This is a genomic window from Bacillus salacetis (assembly GCF_049177075.1).
Taxonomy (GTDB): domain Bacteria; phylum Bacillota; class Bacilli; order Bacillales; family Bacillaceae_B; genus Rossellomorea; species Rossellomorea salacetis_A.
Genome location: NZ_CP185377.1, coordinates 272,501 through 293,186, shown reverse-complemented (window position 1 = coordinate 293,186; position 20,686 = coordinate 272,501). Strand labels below are relative to the sequence as shown.

General features: G+C 45.4%; 19 protein-coding genes, 2 tRNA genes and 2 rRNA genes (1 of these 23 only partly in view). 4 read left to right on the top strand and 19 right to left on the bottom strand.

Annotated elements, in window-relative coordinates:
• Positions 1–17 precede the first annotated feature (17 nt).
• Genes ACOJQI_RS01640 through ACOJQI_RS01625 form a run of 4 tightly spaced genes read right to left on the bottom strand, consistent with a single transcriptional unit; the run spans position 18 to position 3,867 of the window.
• The gene (locus tag ACOJQI_RS01640) at positions 18–785 is read right to left on the bottom strand and encodes a FixH family protein (protein WP_421382911.1); all 768 of its coding nucleotides are present in this window, start codon (positions 783–785) and stop codon (positions 18–20) included.
• A 13-nt stretch (positions 786–798) separates the two neighbouring features.
• The gene (locus ACOJQI_RS01635) at positions 799–2,238 is read right to left on the bottom strand and encodes a sensor histidine kinase (protein WP_421382909.1); all 1,440 of its coding nucleotides are present in this window, start codon (positions 2,236–2,238) and stop codon (positions 799–801) included.
• Entirely contained in the window at positions 2,219–2,890 is a 672-nt protein-coding gene (locus tag ACOJQI_RS01630) for a response regulator transcription factor (RefSeq protein ID WP_421382907.1), read from the bottom strand. Before ACOJQI_RS01630 ends, ACOJQI_RS01635 begins: the two co-directional genes overlap by 20 nt.
• Positions 2,887–3,867, bottom strand: coding sequence for a YncE family protein (locus ACOJQI_RS01625; RefSeq protein ID WP_421382905.1), 981 nt, complete (start codon positions 3,865–3,867; stop codon positions 2,887–2,889). Before ACOJQI_RS01625 ends, ACOJQI_RS01630 begins: the two co-directional genes overlap by 4 nt.
• A gap of 559 nt (positions 3,868–4,426) precedes the next feature.
• On the opposite strand from ACOJQI_RS01625, the gene ACOJQI_RS01620 reads away from it, so the two are divergent.
• Complete coding sequence (locus tag ACOJQI_RS01620) at positions 4,427–5,254, top strand: alpha/beta fold hydrolase (RefSeq protein ID WP_421382903.1); 828 nt, start codon at positions 4,427–4,429, stop codon at positions 5,252–5,254.
• Between the two features lie 65 nt (positions 5,255–5,319).
• Here the strand turns inward: ACOJQI_RS01620 and ACOJQI_RS01615 are convergent, their stop codons facing one another.
• The 3 genes from ACOJQI_RS01615 to groES all read right to left on the bottom strand — a co-directional run bounded on the left by ACOJQI_RS01615 (position 5,320) and on the right by groES (position 8,709).
• A complete protein-coding gene (locus ACOJQI_RS01615; protein WP_421382901.1) occupies positions 5,320–6,582 on the bottom strand; it encodes a hypothetical protein in 1,263 nt (420 codons plus the stop codon).
• 157 nt (positions 6,583–6,739) lie between these two features.
• The gene (gene groL / locus ACOJQI_RS01610) at positions 6,740–8,371 is read right to left on the bottom strand and encodes a chaperonin GroEL (RefSeq protein WP_421382899.1); all 1,632 of its coding nucleotides are present in this window, start codon (positions 8,369–8,371) and stop codon (positions 6,740–6,742) included.
• Positions 8,372–8,421: 50 nt separating this feature from the next.
• On the bottom strand, positions 8,422–8,709 hold the full coding sequence (gene groES / locus ACOJQI_RS01605; protein WP_409252644.1) for a co-chaperone GroES: 288 nt from the start codon (positions 8,707–8,709) through the stop codon (positions 8,422–8,424).
• Between the two features lie 601 nt (positions 8,710–9,310).
• Between groES and ACOJQI_RS01600 the strand changes: the two genes are divergently transcribed.
• Together ACOJQI_RS01600 and ACOJQI_RS01595 are read left to right on the top strand one after the other, a co-directional pair.
• Positions 9,311–10,054 (top strand): CPBP family intramembrane glutamic endopeptidase, encoded by a 744-nt coding sequence (locus ACOJQI_RS01600; protein ID WP_421382897.1) that lies wholly within the window; start codon positions 9,311–9,313, stop codon positions 10,052–10,054.
• A complete protein-coding gene (locus tag ACOJQI_RS01595; RefSeq protein WP_421382895.1) occupies positions 10,051–10,257 on the top strand; it encodes a YdiK family protein in 207 nt (68 codons plus the stop codon). The genes ACOJQI_RS01600 and ACOJQI_RS01595 overlap by 4 nt, the downstream gene beginning before the upstream one ends.
• A gap of 84 nt (positions 10,258–10,341) precedes the next feature.
• On the opposite strand, the gene ACOJQI_RS01590 is transcribed toward ACOJQI_RS01595, so the two are convergent.
• From ACOJQI_RS01590 to ACOJQI_RS01575, 4 genes are all read right to left on the bottom strand, one after another.
• Complete coding sequence (locus tag ACOJQI_RS01590) at positions 10,342–10,626, bottom strand: hypothetical protein (RefSeq protein ID WP_421382893.1); 285 nt, start codon at positions 10,624–10,626, stop codon at positions 10,342–10,344.
• Positions 10,627–10,926: 300 nt separating this feature from the next.
• Positions 10,927–11,700, bottom strand: coding sequence for a twin-arginine translocase subunit TatC (gene tatC, locus ACOJQI_RS01585; RefSeq protein ID WP_421382891.1), 774 nt, complete (start codon positions 11,698–11,700; stop codon positions 10,927–10,929).
• Between the two features lie 18 nt (positions 11,701–11,718).
• On the bottom strand, positions 11,719–11,892 hold the full coding sequence (locus ACOJQI_RS01580) for a twin-arginine translocase TatA/TatE family subunit (RefSeq protein ID WP_421382889.1): 174 nt from the start codon (positions 11,890–11,892) through the stop codon (positions 11,719–11,721).
• A 21-nt stretch (positions 11,893–11,913) separates the two neighbouring features.
• Entirely contained in the window at positions 11,914–12,615 is a 702-nt protein-coding gene (locus ACOJQI_RS01575) for a redox-sensing transcriptional repressor Rex (RefSeq protein ID WP_421382887.1), read from the bottom strand.
• 339 nt (positions 12,616–12,954) lie between these two features.
• On the opposite strand from ACOJQI_RS01575, the gene ACOJQI_RS01570 reads away from it, so the two are divergent.
• The gene (locus ACOJQI_RS01570) at positions 12,955–14,889 is read left to right on the top strand and encodes an ABC-F family ATP-binding cassette domain-containing protein (protein ID WP_421382885.1); all 1,935 of its coding nucleotides are present in this window, start codon (positions 12,955–12,957) and stop codon (positions 14,887–14,889) included.
• A gap of 556 nt (positions 14,890–15,445) precedes the next feature.
• Here the strand turns inward: ACOJQI_RS01570 and tsaD are convergent.
• From tsaD to ACOJQI_RS01530, 8 genes are all read right to left on the bottom strand, one after another.
• Entirely contained in the window at positions 15,446–16,465 is a 1,020-nt protein-coding gene (gene tsaD / locus ACOJQI_RS01565; RefSeq protein WP_421382883.1) for a tRNA (adenosine(37)-N6)-threonylcarbamoyltransferase complex transferase subunit TsaD, read from the bottom strand.
• The gene (rimI, locus tag ACOJQI_RS01560) at positions 16,458–16,916 is read right to left on the bottom strand and encodes a ribosomal protein S18-alanine N-acetyltransferase (RefSeq protein ID WP_421382881.1); all 459 of its coding nucleotides are present in this window, start codon (positions 16,914–16,916) and stop codon (positions 16,458–16,460) included. Before rimI ends, tsaD begins: the two co-directional genes overlap by 8 nt.
• A gap of 15 nt (positions 16,917–16,931) precedes the next feature.
• Positions 16,932–17,621 (bottom strand): tRNA (adenosine(37)-N6)-threonylcarbamoyltransferase complex dimerization subunit type 1 TsaB, encoded by a 690-nt coding sequence (gene tsaB, locus ACOJQI_RS01555; RefSeq protein WP_421382879.1) that lies wholly within the window; start codon positions 17,619–17,621, stop codon positions 16,932–16,934.
• On the bottom strand, positions 17,618–18,073 hold the full coding sequence (gene tsaE, locus ACOJQI_RS01550) for a tRNA (adenosine(37)-N6)-threonylcarbamoyltransferase complex ATPase subunit type 1 TsaE (RefSeq protein WP_421382877.1): 456 nt from the start codon (positions 18,071–18,073) through the stop codon (positions 17,618–17,620). Before tsaE ends, tsaB begins: the two co-directional genes overlap by 4 nt.
• Positions 18,074–18,237: 164 nt before the next feature.
• Positions 18,238–18,314 (bottom strand) — tRNA-Asp (locus ACOJQI_RS01545).
• 104 nt (positions 18,315–18,418) lie between these two features.
• A tRNA-Met gene (locus ACOJQI_RS01540) sits at positions 18,419–18,492 on the bottom strand.
• Between the two features lie 170 nt (positions 18,493–18,662).
• Positions 18,663–18,779 (bottom strand): 5S ribosomal RNA (rrf, locus tag ACOJQI_RS01535).
• Between the two features lie 85 nt (positions 18,780–18,864).
• Positions 18,865–20,686: ribosomal RNA gene (locus tag ACOJQI_RS01530) — 23S ribosomal RNA — on the bottom strand (it continues 1,114 nt past the right edge of the window).

Sequence of the window (20,686 nt, the reverse complement as noted above, 5' to 3'; positions counted from 1 at the left end):
CAATATTTTTGCTGAATTTATTCTACAGTCACTGTCTTTTCTGTATGAGTGTGCAGCTCGCCTTTTTCAATATGAAGCTTCACGTGATAAGTTCCTGCTTCTGAAAACATATGGGAAGCTTTGTATTCCCCTTCGCCCTCTTCTGAAGTGTCGATGAATTCATGTTTTTCTTCGCCGTCCTTCCAGATTTCAAAACGGACTTGGGCTTCTGTCAGCGGCTCTTCGCCATGCTTCGCGTGGCCAGTCAAATCAAATTCTTCCTCTTTTTTCACTGTATCCGGTACCATCAAATGGCCGGTCGCTTCTTCACCATGTCCGTCACCATGATCATGGCCTTCTTCCTCATGGGCATGTTCTGTTTTTTCAACATCGCCGATGGTCAGCTCCAATTTAGGCATGGTGTGCATATCCCTCGCTGTTACATGGGAAATCACATAATAAATGCCTGCTTCTTCCACCGTCTTTTCTATTGAGTAAATACCTTCACCTTGGGATTCTCCTTCGATCATCTCATGGTCATCGGATTCTTCTCCTTCTTTCCAGAATTCGAACTCGACTTCTTTGGCATCATCTACATTTTCTTCGCCTTGAGTGACTTTAGCCTGGATAGTGAAAGCTTCGCCATCTTTTAACTCGTCTTTTCCAGGTTCAGTCGTCAGCTCGACTTCCACCGGCTGCATCATTTCTTCTGTTTCTGCTGAATCCTGTTCATTTTGTGTTCCGCAGGCAGCCAGAAAAAGTGCACTGCCGAGTGTGATTGTCATCCATAGTGAGTTACGTTTCATTTCATATATCCTCCTAAAAATACTCATCTTCAAAGGACATGGAACGGAAAGCCAGGGAAATCGCGGTGCCCTTTCCCGGTGTGGAGCTGATATCAATTGTGCCTCCATGCTTCAAGACAATCTGCCTTACGATTGCCAGCCCCAACCCAAATCCGCCTTCGTTCCTTGTCCTGGATTTATGGACCCGGTAAAAACGGTCCATGATATTTTCCAAGTCCTCTTTTGGAATTCCGCGGCCTGTGTCTTTTATCTCCAAGACGCTGAATCCCCCGCTTTGTTTCATGTTTATTAAAATCCCGCCGTGCTCAGGAGTATAACGAATCGCGTTATCCAGAAGGTTGCCGATGACCTGTTCGAGCCGGTCCGGGTCCCCTTCTATGATTGCCTCCTCATCAAGCTCAATGCCGAGATGGATTTTTTTCTTTTCCAATGGAAGCTTAAATCTCTGGGTTACATCCATGACCAGCTGGGCGAATGGAATCGGCTCCTTCTTCATCGGGTAGGAGTCGCCTTCCAGCTGGGCAAGGTCCAGCAGGTCGTTGACAAGCCGTGTCAGCCGGGCGGTCTCCTTATGGATGATCCGCAGATAAGCCTGCCGCTCTTCTGTATCAATGACTCCTTCCAGCAATGCTTCCGTATAACCCCGCATATAACTCAACGGGGTTCTTAGTTCATGGGATACATTCTGCAGGAATTCTCTCCTATTACTCTCGACTTCTTCCAATGATTTCGCCAGCAGGTTGAACGATTGTGCCAGCGAACCTATTTCATCGGATGAAGAAACTTCGATTCTCTTTGAAAAATCACCGGCAGCCATGCGTCCTGAAATCATTTCCATTTTCTTCAATGGCTGAATCATCTGCGCGGCAATCTTCCTTCCTGACCAGACAACGAGCAACACCATGAGGGCTGCTAAACCTGCCAGCACATATCGAATGGACCCAAAAGGAGCATAAACATCCTCCAAAGGCATATAGAGAAAGATCGCACCCGAGAGGACATCTCCCTCCAGCAAAGGAATGGCCACAGCTAAAATGTCCTGCTTGAATACCGGATGCTGACGGACCATCGTTACGGTCTCACCGCTTAACAGCTTCTGTCTTTCTTCGAAGGTGATCAAGGTTTCGCTTGCCATATCCCCATACGGGAGCGAGGCACTCAGCTTCATCGGATCCTCGGTGAAAATAATATCCGCTTCGGAATTTCTCTCCGTCCACTCCATCAATTCCTGAAATCGTCCCTTATCCGCTTCCTCGAGATAAGCTTCTTTCAAATTCTCGCCTTGGAGATGCAGCAAGTCCTTCTGTTTATCCACATAAAGTGTTTCATATAAATAGAAGGTCAAGCCAATCGTAATCATCACGGTGATAATGGAAACAACCGCGATTGTCAGCCAAATTTTCTGCCTTAAACCGATATAGCTCAGGCGCTTCTTAATTGAATTTATAGCCAACACCCCACACGGTCTGAACATAGGAGCCTGCGGATTTCAGCTTCAACCTTAACGTCTTGATGTGAGTGTCGACGGTACGGGCGGTTCCTTCACTTTCAAATCCCCAGATTTTGTCCAGAAGCTGCTCCCTGCTGAATACCTGGCCCTGATTCTGAATCAGAAGGGACAGCAGCAAAAATTCTTTTCTCGTCAGGTTAACCGTTGTTCCATCGACTTTCACCACATGCCCTTTCAAATCAATCGATAATTCCTCATGACTGATCAATTGGCTGATGGCGCTTCCGCCGTTGTACCCTTTTGACCTGCGGAGAGCCGCTTCAATCCTGGCAAGCAGTTCTTTGGGACTGAACGGTTTCACTACATAATCATCTGCACCTATTTTCAACCCTGTCACCCGGTCATCTTCGTTCCCTTTCGCTGTCAAGAAAATGATCGGGACCTCTGAAAAGGTACGGATTTCCTTCGCTGCTTCCAGTCCGTTCATGACAGGCATCATGATATCCAGCAAAACCAAATCAACACTTTCTTTTTTCAGTACATCAACCGCTTCCCTGCCATTACCTGCAGAAAGGACCGAATAATCATGGGCTTTTAAGTAAGAATTCAACAGCAGAACCATATCTTTTTCATCATCGACAACAAGAATATTCACTCTGATCCCCCTCCCTCGATAATGGCAACAGGGCCGCCATCAATGTCGATTTCAGATGTAATGTCGAATGTATCAAGATCCAATATAAAAAGAGAGTTGCTGTCGATGCTGGAAACATAAAGCATATCCTTGTTTCCTGTCACATCATAGGGGTTCGCCCCCACCTTCACTTTTTCAGTTGCCCCTCGATATGCAGCAATCTTATAGAGTTCATGTGAGCCATGACAAACCACATAAAGATCTTTACTGGCTGGAGGACTGAAAAACTTAACAGGCATCAGCCCGACCTCTATACGGTCAAGCTGTCCACCGCTCTCCGGATCGATTACATATACAAATCGATTCAAGTCTCCATGAACGGGACCATGCCCTCCCACATAGAGCTTCGAATCTTTGAACCAAATCCCCTCTGGCAGGTAAGGCACCAAAAACTCCCTCGTCACTTCAAGCTCATTCGCATCAATCACGGAAACAGAAGAACCTTTCTGATTCACGACAAACAGGAGACCTGCCTGCTCATCCAAAGCCATCGATAATGGAAACTTCCCTACGGGGATGGCCGCCGTCACTTTTTCTTCATTTATATTAAACACCTTGACCTGGTTGCCCCCGCTCGCAGATAAAAACAGCTGTCGGGTCTCATCACTGTACAACAGCTCATTGACACCTGCCCCGATGTCTTCCCATTGCTTCAGGTTCCCGTCTGCAGTATTCAATATGTTTAAGGTACCGCTATCCTTACTGATATAGGCAATGTGTTCATCATCGATCCGCACCATATCTGCTATGGTTTCATCCAGCTCAACCGTATCCATCACCTTCTGTGTCTCTTTATCAATGAACGTCAAGCTTGGATCTTTTAAATGAGATACCATAAGTGTGTCTTCAGCATTTTCGGGAACGGCCAGCCTGTCATTCTGGCAGCCGGAAATGATCAAAACCAAACTCAGTAATGCAAAAAGTAAGATCTTATTCATGAAGGACCTCTAATCCTTTCTTTTAGTTCAAGTTTACCCAACATCATATAGTATAGAATATAAATTTGAAATCTTTGCGAAGTATTGTGGGAGGATTTGTGAATTTAAGCGGGTTTGTTGATTTGCGTTCCAGGTGTGCGACTCCGCGGGGCGGGCGGTGAGCCTCCTCGGCTTCATAAAAAGCGTAAGCGGCCGCTTAGCGACGTACAGATTGGAGGGGTCCTGCATGAGATAAAGGAATCACAACGAACAAAGTGAGTTGATGATGACTTATCGCAAGGAAGGAGACCGAAATCTGCTAGTCGCTGGCCGCTGGAGCTGGATTCGCCTGCGGGGTCTCACCTGTCCCGCTAGTCCCGCAGGAGGTCTCACACCTTCCACTCCAATCAACCCTTTGAAATTCTATCTACCTTACTAAAAATGATAACCATCTGGTTTTGTTGTGAGTCCTAGAAAGGTAGACTTTCTCATGCTTAATCTGTTATTGAATGAATAACCTGTGAATATGATTTAAATATGTCTTTTGTGAAGAATAAAATTGTATTTTAGGAGGCAACTGATGAAGGCTGTTAATGGAAAGTATATTGAAGTGGAGCCGGGAATTGAATTATTTGTTCAGGATACCGGTACTGGAGAGCCCCTTGTTTTTATCCCGGGCTTCACCTTTACGACAGAAGTTTTTGCGGAGCAGGTCCGGCATTTTTCACAATCTTACCGGACAATTGTGATTGATCCCAGGAGCCACGGCCGTTCGACGATGACGGTTCATGGAAATGACTATGTTACACATGGAACAGACCTGCAAAAAGTAATGAAAGCATTAAAAGTGGAAAATCCAACTCTTGTCGGCTGGTCATTCGGCTGCTTAACAGCTTGGGAGTATATCCGTCAGTTCGGAACAGACAAGATCCAGTCACTCATTTTGGTTGATATGCCTCCAAAATCTTTATCCCTTCAGCAGGATCAGGATTGGGTGGAAGGACCTCTTGATGACATGGCTGCAGCTTACACGAACTATCTTCGCAATCCCAAAGGCCAGCGGGACTTCATCTCAGCTTACGCCTCCGGTGTCATGGTCCAGCGGGAGGTGAAAGAAGAAGAACTGACGTGGATTGTTGAGCAATCACTGAAAACACCATACTACATTGCCGCCAATTTGTTTTCTTCGGGTCTTTTCTCTGATTACCGTGAAGAAGCATTGCGCGGCAGTGAATCGATCCCGACTCTGTTCATTGTGGCAGAGCATTGGGCAGAAACGGCGACAGCCTATCTTAGCAAGTTAACCCCAAAAGCTACGGTTAAAGTATTGGGCGGCCACTTCATGTTCTGGGAGCATAGTGAGAAGTTTAATGAAATTGCAGGGGCATTTTTAGAAGGCAGGAGATAACATTATGACTGCTGTCCGGAAACACCAAAAGGCTGCATTTTCGTTCAGGGCAGCCTTTTCTTTTTTTATGTATCAGAAACTACTCGTTGAGGCAGAACAAGGTATCCAGTCGCCCTGCGGTTCTTTAGAATATTAATCAGCTTGTCCTGCTGAGAAGAGGTACAAGTTACCTGGACAATCACTTCACTTTTGCGCTTCGAAAATAATTTTGTTTTATTTTTACTGATGGCTAATTCGATCAGCAGTCCTGCAATGAATCCACCCACCAAGCCAATCAGCCCCCAAATGACAGGTCCCCATGCCAAAATGAATCCATATATGGAACCCAGGAGCATGAAGACCGTTCCTCCCACCATAGCCCCATCAAGGATGCTTCTGCCATCAACTCTGTGCAGAGAGTCCAGGATATGTGTTTCAGATTCAAGGTTTTCCATCGGAAGTGCAATGATATCTTGTGGAGAAATCCCCAGCGTCTCCATATCGTGGATAGCCATTTCCACAAACGGGGAGTGTTCAAAGGTTGAAAGAATTTGTAATGAACCGCTGTTCATTGAGTCTTTTGGTGCCAAGTTTTCATCCCTCACTCTTAGATAACGTATCTGCTCAATATCATAAAGGGTATTATTTTGATTGACCGACGCATACGCCTGATAAATCGCAAAACCGTACATAGACGGCAGGAAAAGAAACCATTGCCAGTCTACAGCCATAATGGCACTATCGAAGTCTCCAAGAAACGAATGAAGCCAGGCACTTATGGCCCCTGCCTTGTAAGTGACATATATCCACCAAGCCAAAATAAAAGTACCGACAACCGTACTCCCGCTATATAACTGCCCTAAACCTGGTGATAAGAACGACCATACCATCCCAATCCAGGGCTTTTTCTTATCAAGGATCACAACATCAAAAAAACTGACATTAGATGGAGATATAGGTGCATCCTCCACTTCGGACAAGACATGGCTTTTATTGATTTCAACCGCACTTCGGTAACTGTCCCAGATGCTATAGACATACACGGACATATAGAGCAACACCCAATCCTGGTTCAATTGAGCCTTGGCCTCTTCAAACCTGCCGAGCATGGTTAAGGCAATTCCCATATTCAAATTAGACTGGGTATTCACCACAAGCTCCCAAATGATCAGCACAAAACCATGAAGATATTTACCCACAAACATATGGCCGAAACCCGGGAAGGTCAGCGACCACCATGCTGCCACCCATGGAATCCGCGGATACAGCGAGTTGGTGCCGAATGGGGAAATCCGCCCTTTGGAATATCGGGGATTTATGTCAGCTGACTCAAACTTCTGGCGCGGCATAGGGGTTCCTCACTTTCGGCTGGATGTCATTATATAACATCACCAACCATTACCTGTGTTATTCATGTATAAACAACAGGCAGAGATATAAAAAAGAGGTTTCCCAATAGTTCAAAGAACTAAGGGGAAACCTCTTTTTTTAGGCTGGGGACACTTATTACATCATGCCGCCCATTCCACCCATGCCGCCCATGTCAGGCATGCCGCCGGCTGGGTTTTCTTCAGGAATGTCTGCAACTACTGCTTCAGTAGTTAGGAACATTGCCGCAACGGATGCTGCGTTTTGAAGAGCAGAACGAGTAACTTTTGTTGGGTCCACGATACCAGAATCGATCATGTTTACCCACTCGCCAGTTGCTGCGTTGAAGCCAGTGCCGACTTCTTCTTTCTTTAGGCGCTCAACGATGATAGATCCTTCAAGACCTGCGTTGTGAGCGATTTGACGGATTGGCTCTTCAAGTGCGCGAAGAACGATGTTGATACCTGTTTTGACATCAGCATCAGCTTCAAGGGAAGCTACTTTGTTATATACGTTCACAAGGGCAGTACCACCACCGGAAACGATACCTTCTTCAACAGCCGCACGAGTTGAGTTCAATGCGTCTTCGATACGAAGTTTGCGCTCTTTCAATTCTGTTTCAGTAGCCGCACCAACTTTGACTACCGCTACACCGCCTGCAAGCTTAGCAAGGCGCTCTTGTAATTTTTCACGATCGAATTCAGAAGTTGTTTCTTCCATTTGAGAACGGATTTGGTTTACGCGGGCAGAGATTTGATCCGGCTCGCCTGCACCTTCAACAACTGTTGTGTTTTCTTTAGTGACAACGATTTTCGCTGCGCGTCCAAGCTGAGTGATGTTCGCAGATTTAAGATCAAGTCCAAGATCTTCTGTGATTACTTCACCGCCTGTAAGGATCGCAAGGTCTTCAAGCATAGCTTTACGACGGTCACCGAATCCAGGAGCTTTAACAGCTACTGCATTGAATGTTCCGCGAAGTTTGTTCACTACTAATGTAGCAAGAGCTTCACCTTCAACATCTTCAGCAACGATCAATAATGGCTTGCCTTGTTGTACAACTTGCTCAAGGACAGGAAGGATTTCCTGGATGTTTCCGATTTTCTTGTCAGTGATCAAGACATACGGATTTTCAAGGACTGCTTCCATTTTGTCAGAGTCTGTTACCATGTAAGGAGACGCATATCCGCGGTCGAACTGCATACCTTCCACAACGTCAAGCTCTGTAGAGAATCCTTTAGATTCTTCGATTGTGATTACGCCGTCGTTACCAACGCGCTCCATAGCTTCAGCGATCAATTGACCAACTTCTTCGTCAGCAGCAGAGATAGCCGCAACTTGTGCGATGGACTCTTTGCTTTCGATTGGTTTAGAGATTGCTTTCAGTTCTTCAACTGCAGATTGAACCGCTTTTTCGATACCTTTACGGATACCTACAGGGTTCGCACCAGCTGTAACGTTTTTCAGACCTTCACGGATCATTGCCTGCGCAAGAACCGTTGCAGTAGTCGTACCGTCACCAGCAATTTCGTTTGTTTTGCTTGCAACTTCAGCAACAAGCTTCGCACCCATGTTTTCGAATGCATCTTCAAGCTCGATTTCTTTCGCGATTGTCACACCATCATTTGTGATTAGTGGAGAACCGTATTTCTTCTCAAGTACCACGTTGCGTCCTTTTGGTCCAAGAGTTACTTTTACTGCGTTTGCTAATTGATCCACACCGCGAAGCATGGAACGGCGCGCTTCTTCGCTGAATTTAATATCTTTAGCCATTATAAAAGACCTCCTTATATTGGTTAGGTATATTTTTAGTTAAAGATTGATTATTCGCCGACTACAGCCAGAATGTCACTGTCACGAAGGATCAGATATTCTGTGCCTTGGTATTTCACTTCTGTACCAGCATATTTAGAGAAGATGATTTTATCGCCGACAGCCACTTCAAGAGCTGCACGCTCACCATTATCAAGAACTCGGCCTGTACCTACAGCAACAACTTTACCTTCTTGAGGTTTCTCCTTAGCTGAATCCGGTAAAACGATACCGCTTGCTGTTTTTTCTTCTGACTCTACTAGCTCAATAACGACGCGATCACCTAGTGGTTTTAACAAGTGAAACAACCTCCTCGTAATATTATGTAAAATTTTCATTTATTAGCACTCGTTTGAGGTGAGTGCTAACACAACTATTATAATAATTAATTCGTTTTCATTTTGCAAGAGTCCTGCCTAAATTTTTTTTCGTCAAAATTCCCGAAAAAGCACACCCTCTTATTTTATGTGGGACATGGGATTTGTATACTTATTTCTTTAGGGGCTGCCCTTATTATGTTATAAATCGCAATCTGGATACACCTCTTGACTTGTTTCAGGCACTTCATGTATCTACTTTCACTGACTGGATACATGTCGTCGTCTTTTTTTATTGACTCGTGTATTTACTTCTCCAATGTAAATACATAACTCCATCTTTATCCTGTTACTCCTGTACTTTCTTTGAAAATCCAGCTGCATATCTTCGTTCAAACAAGAGCACTATTGTATCTGCTTTACATGAATAACTTCAATTTCAGGTTCTTATCAGACAGGCTCTTACGTATAAAAGAATAAATCCACTTTCTTTGCGAAAACGACACTTTATTAGTAGAATTGTAAAGAAAAGCGGAAGCTAATAAGGATCGGATTTTAGAGATCTATATAAGGAGACATCACGTTGAAAAAACAATACGGATATGTTCTTATTGCCTATATCATTATGCAGCTTTCCAGCATTATCGGGATTCCGGTGCTGTACTATCTCGGCGTGAACTGGTTCAACCAGTCCAGCGAGCGTGCAGAAGCGATTGTTCCCGGATATTGGCTGGTCATTTCGTTCTCGATTACGCTGCTTGTGGTTTGGGCTATTTTACGGAAGTCTGAGACAACGACCCGTCTTGAGAGAGAAGCTCCCATGTCTGCTGGTGTGTCCACGTTTTGGGCAATTGCCGGTATATTCATGGCGTTCTTCGCACAGTCTATAGCCATCAACATCGAGACCCTGATCGGCATCGAGATGGGATCGGAAAACACGAAAACCATTGTTAACATTATAGATACCGTGCCTCTGGCAATGATTGTCGCTGCGGTCATCGGACCCATCCTGGAAGAGATTGTGTTCCGGAAAATCATCTTCGGCGTGTTATATCAACGCTTTTCATTTATCATTTCCGCACTGATCAGTTCCGTCATCTTTGCTTTTGCCCACTTTGAGCCAGAGCATGTGCTCTTATATTCGGCGATGGGCTTCACTTTTGCTTTCCTATATGTAAAAACAAAGCGGATCATCGTGCCGATCATTGCTCATGTTTCCATGAACTCACTCGTGGTGCTGATGCAGTCCATTTTCAGGGAAGATATCGAACGGATGATTGAAGAAGCGGAGAGAATTCAAGGATTTATAGGAGGATTATTTTTATGAGGAGATCACCTTTGTTCAGCGGGATACTTTACATCCTCCTCGGGGTTTTATTTACGTACTTTGCCATTCGAAATGTAAATGACCATGGTTGGGGATTTTTCTCTTATTTGATGGTGCTGCTGGCCACGCTAGATTTTGGTTCAGGAGTCAGGATGGTCGCCATGCACTTCAAAATCAAGAAACATTTGAATAATAAAAAGTAGAAGAAGTCCATTTTAGGGCTTCTTTTTTTGCCTCAAACAACAAACCCAAAAAGCTTCCCTGCCTAAACAGGAAAGCTCCTTTTCTTAATAATAGTACGGGTAGTAATACGGGTAAGGCGGATAATAAGGATAGTAATAAGGTCTAGGCGTCAACAGGGCACCTGCCGCCAATCCTGTTAAGAATGGAACCCCAAACCCAAATCCACCAAAGCCGAATCCAGGTCTTCCGAACCCGCCAAATCCAAACCCTGGCCTTCCGAAACCAAATCCCGGTCGACCGAAGCCGAAGCCTGGGCGGCCAAATCCGAATCCTGGACGGCCAAAAATTCTTTGATCTTGAGAGTCAAATCCATGATGGTTCACGAGCATATTCCTCCTCATTCTTTTTCTAGTCAGTGACACTATAGACTATGAACACGGGGAGATATGTTCTTGGGTTTTAGTCCCTGTTTTCCAATTTTTATGGCAAGAACAAAAGCGCAAGCGCCTTGATCAGCCCCGACAGGCATAAGACGAGCCGGCGGGAAGGTCGCTCTTTGACCTTCTTGACGGATTGGCTTATGACCCGAGGGGCTAGGCGCTGGAGCTGGATGCAGAAATCAATCTTTGTATCTACCCCTAAGACGCTTATAATTTCCTATACAACAAAAAAGGAACAACCTGTCAAGGTCATTCCTCTCTGTTTCTTTCTTCTTCATATAATTCCCTCTGAAGCTTCTGTTCGGCTTCGAGCACTTTTTTATAGCCAATCTTTGAAATCCAGATACTGATTTCATATAACAATAGAAGCGGAACGGTCACCATCATATGTGAGACGATGTCCGGCGGCGTGATGAACGCTGCGATGACAAGCAAAATAAAATACGCATAGCGTCGCATCTGCCCCATGAACATCGGGGTGATGATTCCGAGCCTTGTTAAAAACAGCATGACAACCGGAAGTTGGAACAGCAACCCAAAAGGCAGGGTTAGCTGAAAAAGGAAATGAAAATATTCATTGATTCCGATGACCTGCTGGATATTCAATTCATCCGATAAATTCATCATGAACTTCACGACATACGGGAAGAGAATAAAATAGGAAAAGGATAATCCCCCAAGAAACAGCAGCAGGGAAATCGGAATATAGCTTAGTGTTACTTTTCTTTCTCTATCATGCAGCCCCGGGCTGATAAAAGCCCATAACTGAAAGAGAATGAGCGGAGATGTCAGGATCAACGCAATGAACGTCATCATCTCCAGATAAATCTTCAATGGATCTGTCAGCCTGAATGCATTCATCGTCAACTCTTTTGCTTCATCGGCGTGCTGCAGACCTCTGATCAGCGGCTCTGCGAGAAAGAAGCTGCCTATAAATGCTAACACGAAGAAAACGACTACAATCATGAGCCGTTTTCTGAGTTCACCTATATGTTCATAAACTGTCATTTCATTATGACTCATAGCGTTCAATCCTTACATTTACTTAGCATCTTTATTTTTATCGTCGTCTTCGTCTGCTAAGCCTTTTGTTGCGTTTTTGAATTCACGCAATGTATTTCCCATTGCTTTACCCAGCTCCGGCAATTTCTTCGGTCCGAAAATTAATAGAGCAACAATTGCGATCAATATGAGGCTACCTGGTCCTAGTGGCATAACGCTCACCTCCTTGTTCTATCATAACTTATCGGCTTTATTTTGGCTATCAAGTTCTATTTCATCTTGTGACATTTCAGTGTCATCCTCAGAATAATTTTTCAAGAAATAGACGAGTGACTGCAGCTCGACTGCCAGGTCAATATGATGGATCCTGATATGATCCGGAGCGGTCAGCCGCGCAGGCGTGAAGTTCAAGATGCCTTTGATGTTTGCTTCAACCAGTCGGTCCGTAATGTTCTGGGCAGCTCCCGCCGGAACCGTCATAATGGCTACTTCAATTCCGTTATCCTCAAGGTGCTTCTCCAGGTCATCAAGGTTGAAAACCGGTACATCCCCAATGACAGAGCCTACTTTGTCAGGATCTACATCGAATGCCATTTCTATTTTAGTATTATTGTTTTTAATAAAATTATAGTGAAGAAATGCTGTACCCAGATTCCCTACACCAATCAGCACAACCTTCGTCAGCGCATCCTGGTCGAGTGTTTTACTGAAGAAAGACAGCAGATAGTTTACATTGTATCCATAACCTTTCTTCCCTAATGCACCAAAGTAGGAAAAATCCCTGCGGATTGTCGCGGAATCTACCTTAACCGCTTCACTCAGTTCTTTGGAGGAAACTCTCTGTTTTCCCGAAGAATGTAAGTTTTTGATAAATCTATAGTATAACGGCAGCCGTTTAGCTGTCGCTTGTGGAATCTTTGTACTTTCCTGATTCATTGCCATTCCCCCACATTTATTTCGCTTGAGCTTTTAGCTTACCTCTCACTTCATTTCCACTGATAACGCTTCCATATGAACGTGCGAAGTCATCCTTTTTCATTCTGTGCTTGTTACAGTGATATGTCAATTCCTTTTCATGGTAAACCGTTGATTTCATTTCTATTATCATACACTATTTTGTTTACTGTGTCTGTCCCGCCAGGAGTCTTCCGCACCCTTTATATTGCCGCCGCCATTGATTTTACGATACACTATACTAATAGAACCATGATGTATATTGCTTGCTTTCAGAGCTCTTCTTTCTTTAAAAGAGCCTACTATATAGAGGTGAATGAAATGATATTATTACAAGTTAATCAAATCGTAAAGTCCTTTGGGGCCGATGTGATTCTATCGAATATAAAACTCGAAATCCAGAACCGTGACCGGATCGCCCTTGTCGGAAGAAACGGTGCCGGTAAATCTACCTTATTAAAGATTATCTCCGGCCAGCTCTCTTATGATTCAGGAGAAATCATCAAGCCCAAGGAAGTCTCGATCGGATATCTTGCACAGCATACCGGCCTTGAATCGGGTTTATCCATTTGGGAAGAGATGCTCTCGGTTTTTGACTACCTCCGAAAGATGGAAGAAGACTTACGCAAACTCGAGCAGCAGATGGCGGATCCGGCTGTATATGAAAATGAAGAGATATATAATAGAGTGCTGAAGGAATATGACACAATCCAGGTTACATTCAAAGAGTCAGGCGGTTACCAGTTTGAAGCGGATATCCGTTCTGTGCTGCATGGATTGAACTTTGCCGATTTTGACTATAACACTCCCATCTCGACCTTAAGCGGTGGACAGAAAACACGACTTGCTCTTGGAAAGCTGCTTCTGACAAAACCTGATATCCTGATTCTGGACGAGCCTACCAACCATCTTGATATCGATACCCTGTCATGGCTTGAACAATATCTCCAAGGCTATGAAGGCGCCATCCTCATCGTATCCCATGACCGCTACTTTCTAGACAAAGTCGTGAACCAGGTGTATGAGGTTTCCCGTTCCAATTCAAAGAAATACCACGGCAACTACAGCCAGTTCCTTGAAATGAAAGCGGAAATGTACGAGAGAGAGATGAAGCAGTACGAGCGCCAGCAGGAAGAAGTCGCCAAACTGCAGGACTTCATACAAAAAAATATCGCCCGCGCCTCCACTACCAAACTTGCGCAGAGCAGGCGGAAAAAGCTCGAAAAAATGGACCTGATGGACCGCCCGAAAGGTGATGAAAAATCAGCCACATTCTCATTTAGGATTGACCGTCAAAGCGGCAATGACGTCCTCAAGGTGAATGACCTGGCAATCGGATATGGAAATGATGTCATTTCATCTTCCCTTAATATGACGATGTCAAGAGGGGACAGTGCAGCATTAGTAGGACCGAATGGCGTCGGTAAATCAACCCTGTTAAAAACACTGATCAAGAGATTGCAGCCGATCGGCGGAAATTTCACCTTTGGTTCAAACGTATCCATTGGCTATTACGATCAGGAACAGGCCGAGCTTTCATCCAACAAAACCGTCTTAAATGAACTCTGGGATGAATATCCGATGAAAGACGAGAAAGAGATCCGGACTGTACTGGGGAACTTCCTCTTCTCAGGAGAAGATGTTCTGAAACCCGTAACAGCTCTCAGCGGCGGAGAAAAAGCGAGGCTCGCCCTTTCGAAACTGATGCTGCAAAAAGCGAATCTGTTGATTCTCGATGAACCGACAAACCATCTGGACCTCGACAGCAAGGAAGTATTGGAATCGGCTTTGATCGATTATCCCGGGACCATCCTGTTTGTTTCCCATGACCGTTATTTCATTAACCGGATAGCCACTAAAGTAATCGAGTTATCCTCGGTGGAAGCGACCGAGTTCCTTGGAGATTATGATTATTATCTGCAGAAGAAAAGTGAGATTCTTGAACTTGCCCAACTTGAGGAAAGCAATAAGGTGCAAAGTCAGGCGCCGGTAAAAACCGAAAAACAAAATTATCAACAGGATAAAGAGGCTAAAAAGCTGGAGAGACAGCGAAGAAGACGAGTGGAAGAGCTCGAAACCTTAATGGAAGAACTGGAAGAAACCATTGGCAAATTAGAGACAGAACTCTGTGATCCGGAGGTCTTCCAAGATCACGAAAAAGTAATTAAGCTGAATCAAGAGTTAGAAACGGCAAAACAGTCGTTGGAAGAATATATGGAAGAATGGACAGAAATTGAAGAACTTCTACAATCATAAAAAAAGGCTGCAGGTTAATTCCCTGCAGCCTTTTCTGTTTATTCACAGTCTTTGTTAAGACTTCATCCTAATATGTACTCTTTATTTCCACAAGTTTATTCACAGAAAAGTTGTTTATTTCTCTTTATTCACAACACTTTTCCACACTATCCACAATTTAATCCACAGTTATCCCCATTACCCACAAAAAAATAGGAAAATTTTCCTTAGGCTTTTACACATAGAAATGGCAGCTTATTCACAACTTATCCACAACCTGTGTACAAAACAGGTGTTCCTATTTGAGCAAAGGTAGTTACTTTCATATTCCCTCATTTTTCGACAATAAACATTTGAAGGTGTACAAGAAGTGTGGAAATCCTGGGGGTAATTCTTTAAGAATGGATGGTGTATTCACAGTTTTATCCTCAGCTGTGTATGAATTCAGGTAGATTTGCTATGTAAGTTCTACTTTTCAACCTATCCTGCATACCAATCACGGATGTATTTGAATATCCCCACCTTATCCCCACTTTCAGGACCAATAAAAAAGACTTGAAAGATTGCTCTTTCAAGCCTAAAAACTCTCGATATCAAGGCCGGGATTGGCATTCATCGCCATCGTTCCCCGTTTTCCCTTTTCAAACTCAATCGTCCCAGCTGCTGCTATCATCGCAGCATTGTCTGTACAAAGAGCCAACGGAGGTATCACAAGCTCTATGTCTTCTAAAGCCACAAACTCTTGTTCCAATGCATGGCGCAAGCCTTTATTCGCTGCCACTCCACCGGACAGCAGCACCTGCTTCACCTCATACTGCTTTGCTGCTTTAACCGTTTTTGTCACAAGCACATCTATGACACTTTCCTGAAAGCTTGCAGCAAGTGTTTCCGGCGCAATTTTTTCACCGCGCTGTTCAGCATTGTGGACAGTGTTGATTACAGCAGACTTCAATCCGCTGAAGCTAAAATCAAAGGAATCAGGTTCCAGCCATGCTCTTGGCAGATCAATCTCCGGTTTTCCCTCTGCAGCCAATCGGTCAATATGAGGACCTCCTGGATAAGGCAGTCCAAGTGTCCTGGCGACTTTATCGTATGCTTCACCAGCAGCATCATCACGGGTTTCCCCAATGACCTCATAGGAGCCGTGTTCTTTCATATAGACCAATTCTGTATGGCCTCCTGACACGACCAATGATAGTAGAGGAAATTTCATCTCTGTCACTAAACGATTTGCGTAGATGTGGCCGGCAATATGATGGACACCGATAAGAGGCAGTCCATGCGCAAATGCCAGAGCCTTTGCCGCATTGACGCCTATCAACAAAGCACCTACAAGTCCAGGTCCTTCTGTTACGGCAATCGCATCCATCTCTTTCATGGTCATTCCGGCCTGATCCAAAGCTTCCTCAATGACAATGGTGATCTGTTCGACATGATGTCTGGAAGCGATTTCCGGGACTACCCCGCCGAACCGTTTATGGCTCTCAATTTGAGAGGCCACAACATTTGAAAGGATCTCTGTCCCGTTTTTTACGATGGAAACCGCAGTCTCATCACAGCTAGTTTCCATTCCTAAAATATACGTGTCTTTACTCATATAATTTCACCCACATAACTAATGCATCCTCTTGATTGTCAGAATAATAATTTTTGCGGATCCCGCCTTCCTGGAATCCAAACTTTCTATATAACGATTGGGCCGGAGTGTTGCTCACCCTCACTTCAAGTGTCATGGTCCTGGCACCCATTTCCTTTGTGATCTCAATCATGCCGCCCATCAGCTTGTCACCAAGGCCTTTTCCTCTATATGAAGGCAGAACGGCAATATTGGTGATATGCGCCTCATCCACAATGATCCACACTCCGCAATAGCCAATGACTTTGCCGTCTTCTTCAATGACTATGTATGTGGCAAAGTGGTTCGTTTCAATTTCATTATAAAAAGCATCCCGGCTCCATGGAATGGAGAATGAATGGTTCTCCACTTCCATGACGTCGTCCAAGTCTTCTGTACTCATTAACCTTATTGTATACTCACTCATAACCATTCCCCAGTTTACCTGCTATTTTTGAGATTCTCTCCACTTTGCTTCCGCTTCAGCCAGCCTGATATAGTTCGGCACTATTTCATGTACATTTTCTTCAGGCATATCCATCCCAATCCTGATCAGTTCTGAAGGCCGAGGATTATGACTGGTCATTTCAGCCATCACCGCCTGGTTCCCAAGCTTATCATTCAGTACTTCCTGATGTATTTTCACATCATGTCCGACAAACAATATCTTCTCATCATATTCACTTAGCATTTCTGCCCATTGTTCCGCAGGCAGATTCGCATCATCTTTGAGACAGTCCAATTTGCCATCCGTGAACTTATAAAGCCCTGTATACAGCTGTCCTCTTCTGGCATCAAATAAAGGAGAAATCAACCCATTGAAATATCTCCCTGAAGAAGCCAATACAGCCAGGCTGGAAACACCCACTACAGGTATATTCAGTGTCCAGGCAAGGGTCTTTGCTATCGTTACACCTATTCTAACGCCTGTGTACGAGCCAGGACCGGCCGCCACCACAATCTTGTCCAGTTCAGACGCGGAAATGCCGCACTCCTTCATCAACATCTCCACAGCCGGCATCGCTCTTAGAGAGTGGTTTTTCTTTATATTCGTGATATATTCCCCAATGACTTCCTCATCACTGGCAAGCGCTATTCCCAATTGATAATTGGATGTATCAATCCCAAGGACCTTCATTCAAAAATCTCCTTACATAACATTTCATATCTATTCCCTGCCGGCTCCAGGAGGATCGTCCTTTCCTGGTCGGACTTTCTTAATATCGATATAGCCAGCCTCTCATCAGGAAGCTGTTCTTTAATTAAATGCGCCCATTCAACAACCGTCACACCGCCGCCGTTGAAATATTCATCAAACCCCAAATCCTCAAAAGAATCATCCAAACGGTAGACATCCATATGATACAGAGGAAGCCTTCCCTGATATTCCTTGATGATGGTAAAAGTAGGACTGTTCACATTGCGCTTGATTCCCAAGCCTTTGGCCAGACCCTTAGTAAAAGTAGTCTTCCCTGCTCCGAGGTCACCCTCTAATGTCAATACATCATTCTCCTGAAGCAGTTCGGCAAGCCGGCCGGCAAATTCCCCCGTTTGCTCAGGGCTGCTTGTTACTAATTCATACGTAGCCATACATTTCTCCTTTGATGGAATAAAAAAACCTTAGGATAATGGTCATTTCCTAAGGATGAAGTATATATGTAGTTTACCCGATTTTGGCAAGTTGAGCAAAAAATCTTTCATAAAGACAAAAAAAATAACGAAACATCGTTTCGCTAAACTCATAAATTCATAGATGGCGGTCCGGACGGGACTCGAACCCGCGACCTCCTGCGTGACAGGCAGGCATTCTAACCAACTGAACTACCGGACCAGGGATTTTTGACGAAGTCAAAATATCCTACCTTAAAGTAAGGAATAAATTTCATTCGGTCAAAATATCTCTCCTTAATATAAGAAGCAGATAAAAAAATGGTATTGCGGGGGCAGGATTTGAACCTGCGACCTTCGGGTTATGAGCCCGACGAGCTACCGAACTGCTCCACCCCGCGACGATAATATAAGGTGATATTTAACTGATATCCGATTCGAGTTTTCCTTTCTGAACCACCCCGATTTCAAAGGGATAATTCAAGATGCGGCTCAATCGGTGCGCTGATGTAAAGCTCCGAAGCTTATTCGGTTGTGCTCCACCCCGCGACGATATAAATTATTCATACCAGCCTGGCGACGTCCTACTCTCACAGGGGGAGATCCCCCAACTACCATCGGCGCTGAAGAGCTTAACTTCCGTGTTCGGCATGGGAACGGGTGTGACCTCTTCGCCTTAATCACCAGACTAAGTATGAAATTGAAAGAACATCGTTCTCTCAAAACTAGATAAAGGTATGAAGAAAAGAAAGTATTCCGAGTTCGCTAAATTTGTGGTTAAGTCCTCGATCGATTAGTATCTGTCAGCTGCACGTGTCGCCACGCTTCCACCTCAGACCTATCTACCTGATCATCTTTCAGGGATCTTACTCACATAAAGTGATGGGAAATCTCATCTCGAGGGGGGCTTCATGCTTAGATGCTTTCAGCACTTATCCCTTCCGCACATAGCTACCCAGCGATGCCTTTGGCAAGACAACTGGTACACCAGCGGTGCGTCCATCCCGGTCCTCTCGTACTAAGGACAGCTCCTCTCAAATTTCCTGCGCCCACGACGGATAGGGACCGAACTGTCTCACGACGTTCTGAACCCAGCTCGCGTACCGCTTTAATGGGCGAACAGCCCAACCCTTGGGACCGACTACAGCCCCAGGATGCGATGAGCCGACATCGAGGTGCCAAACCTCCCCGTCGATGTGGACTCTTGGGGGAGATAAGCCTGTTATCCCCGGGGTAGCTTTTATCCGTTGAGCGATGGCCCTTCCATGCGGAACCACCGGATCACTAAGCCCGACTTTCGTCCCTGCTCGACTTGTAGGTCTCGCAGTCAAGCTCCCTTGTGCCTTTACACTCTGCGAATGATTTCCAACCATTCTGAGGGAACCTTTGGGCGCCTCCGTTACTCTTTAGGAGGCGACCGCCCCAGTCAAACTGCCCACCTGACACTGTCTCCCACCCCGATCAGGGGCGCGGGTTAGAAGTTCAACACAGCCAGGGTAGTATCCCACCGACGCCTCCACCGAAGCTGGCGCTCCGGTTTCCAAGGCTCCTACCTATCCTGTACAAGCTGTGCCAAAATTCAATATCAGGCTACAGTAAAGCTCCACGGGGTCTTTCCGTCCTGTCGCGGGTAACCTGCATCTTCACAGGTACTATAATTTCACCGAGTCTCTCGTTGAGACAGTGCCCAGATCGTTGCGCCTTTCGTGCGGGTCGGAACTTACCCGACAAGGAATTTCGCTACCTTAGGACCGTTATAGTTACGGCCGCCGTTTACTGGGGCTTCGGTTCGCACCTTCGCTTGCGCTAAGCACTCCCCTTAACCTTCCAGCACCGGGCAGGCGTCAGCCCCTATACTTCGCCTTACGGCTTCGCAGAGACCTGTGTTTTTGCTAAACAGTCGCCTGGGCCTATTCACTGCGGCTCTCTCGGGCTTGCACCCTACCAGAGCACCCCTTCTCCCGAAGTTACGGGGTCATTTTGCCGAGTTCCTTAACGAGAGTTCTCTCGCTCACCTTAGGATTCTCTCCTCGCCTACCTGTGTCGGTTTGCGGTACGGGCACCTTTTTCCTCGCTAGAGGCTTTTCTTGGCAGTGTGGAATCAGGAACTTCGGTACTATATTTCCCTCGCTGTCACAGCTCAGCCTTAACGGTGACGGGATTTGCCTCATCACCAGCCTAACTGCTTAGACGCGCATATCCAGCAGCGCGCTTACCCTATCCTCCTGCGTCCCCCCATCACTCAAACGGAAAAGAGGTGGTACAGGAATATCAACCTGTTATCCATCGCCTACGCCTTTCGGCCTCGGCTTAGGTCCCGACTAACCCTGAGCGGACGAGCCTTCCTCAGGAAACCTTAGGCATTCGGTGGACAGGATTCTCACCTGTCTTTCGCTACTCATACCGGCATTCTCACTTCTAAGCGCTCCACCAGTCCTTACGGTCCAGCTTCACAGCCCTTAGAACGCTCTCCTACCACTGACACCAGACGGTGTCAATCCACAGCTTCGGTGATACGTTTAGCCCCGGTACATTTTCGGCGCAGAGTCACTCGACCAGTGAGCTATTACGCACTCTTTAAATGGTGGCTGCTTC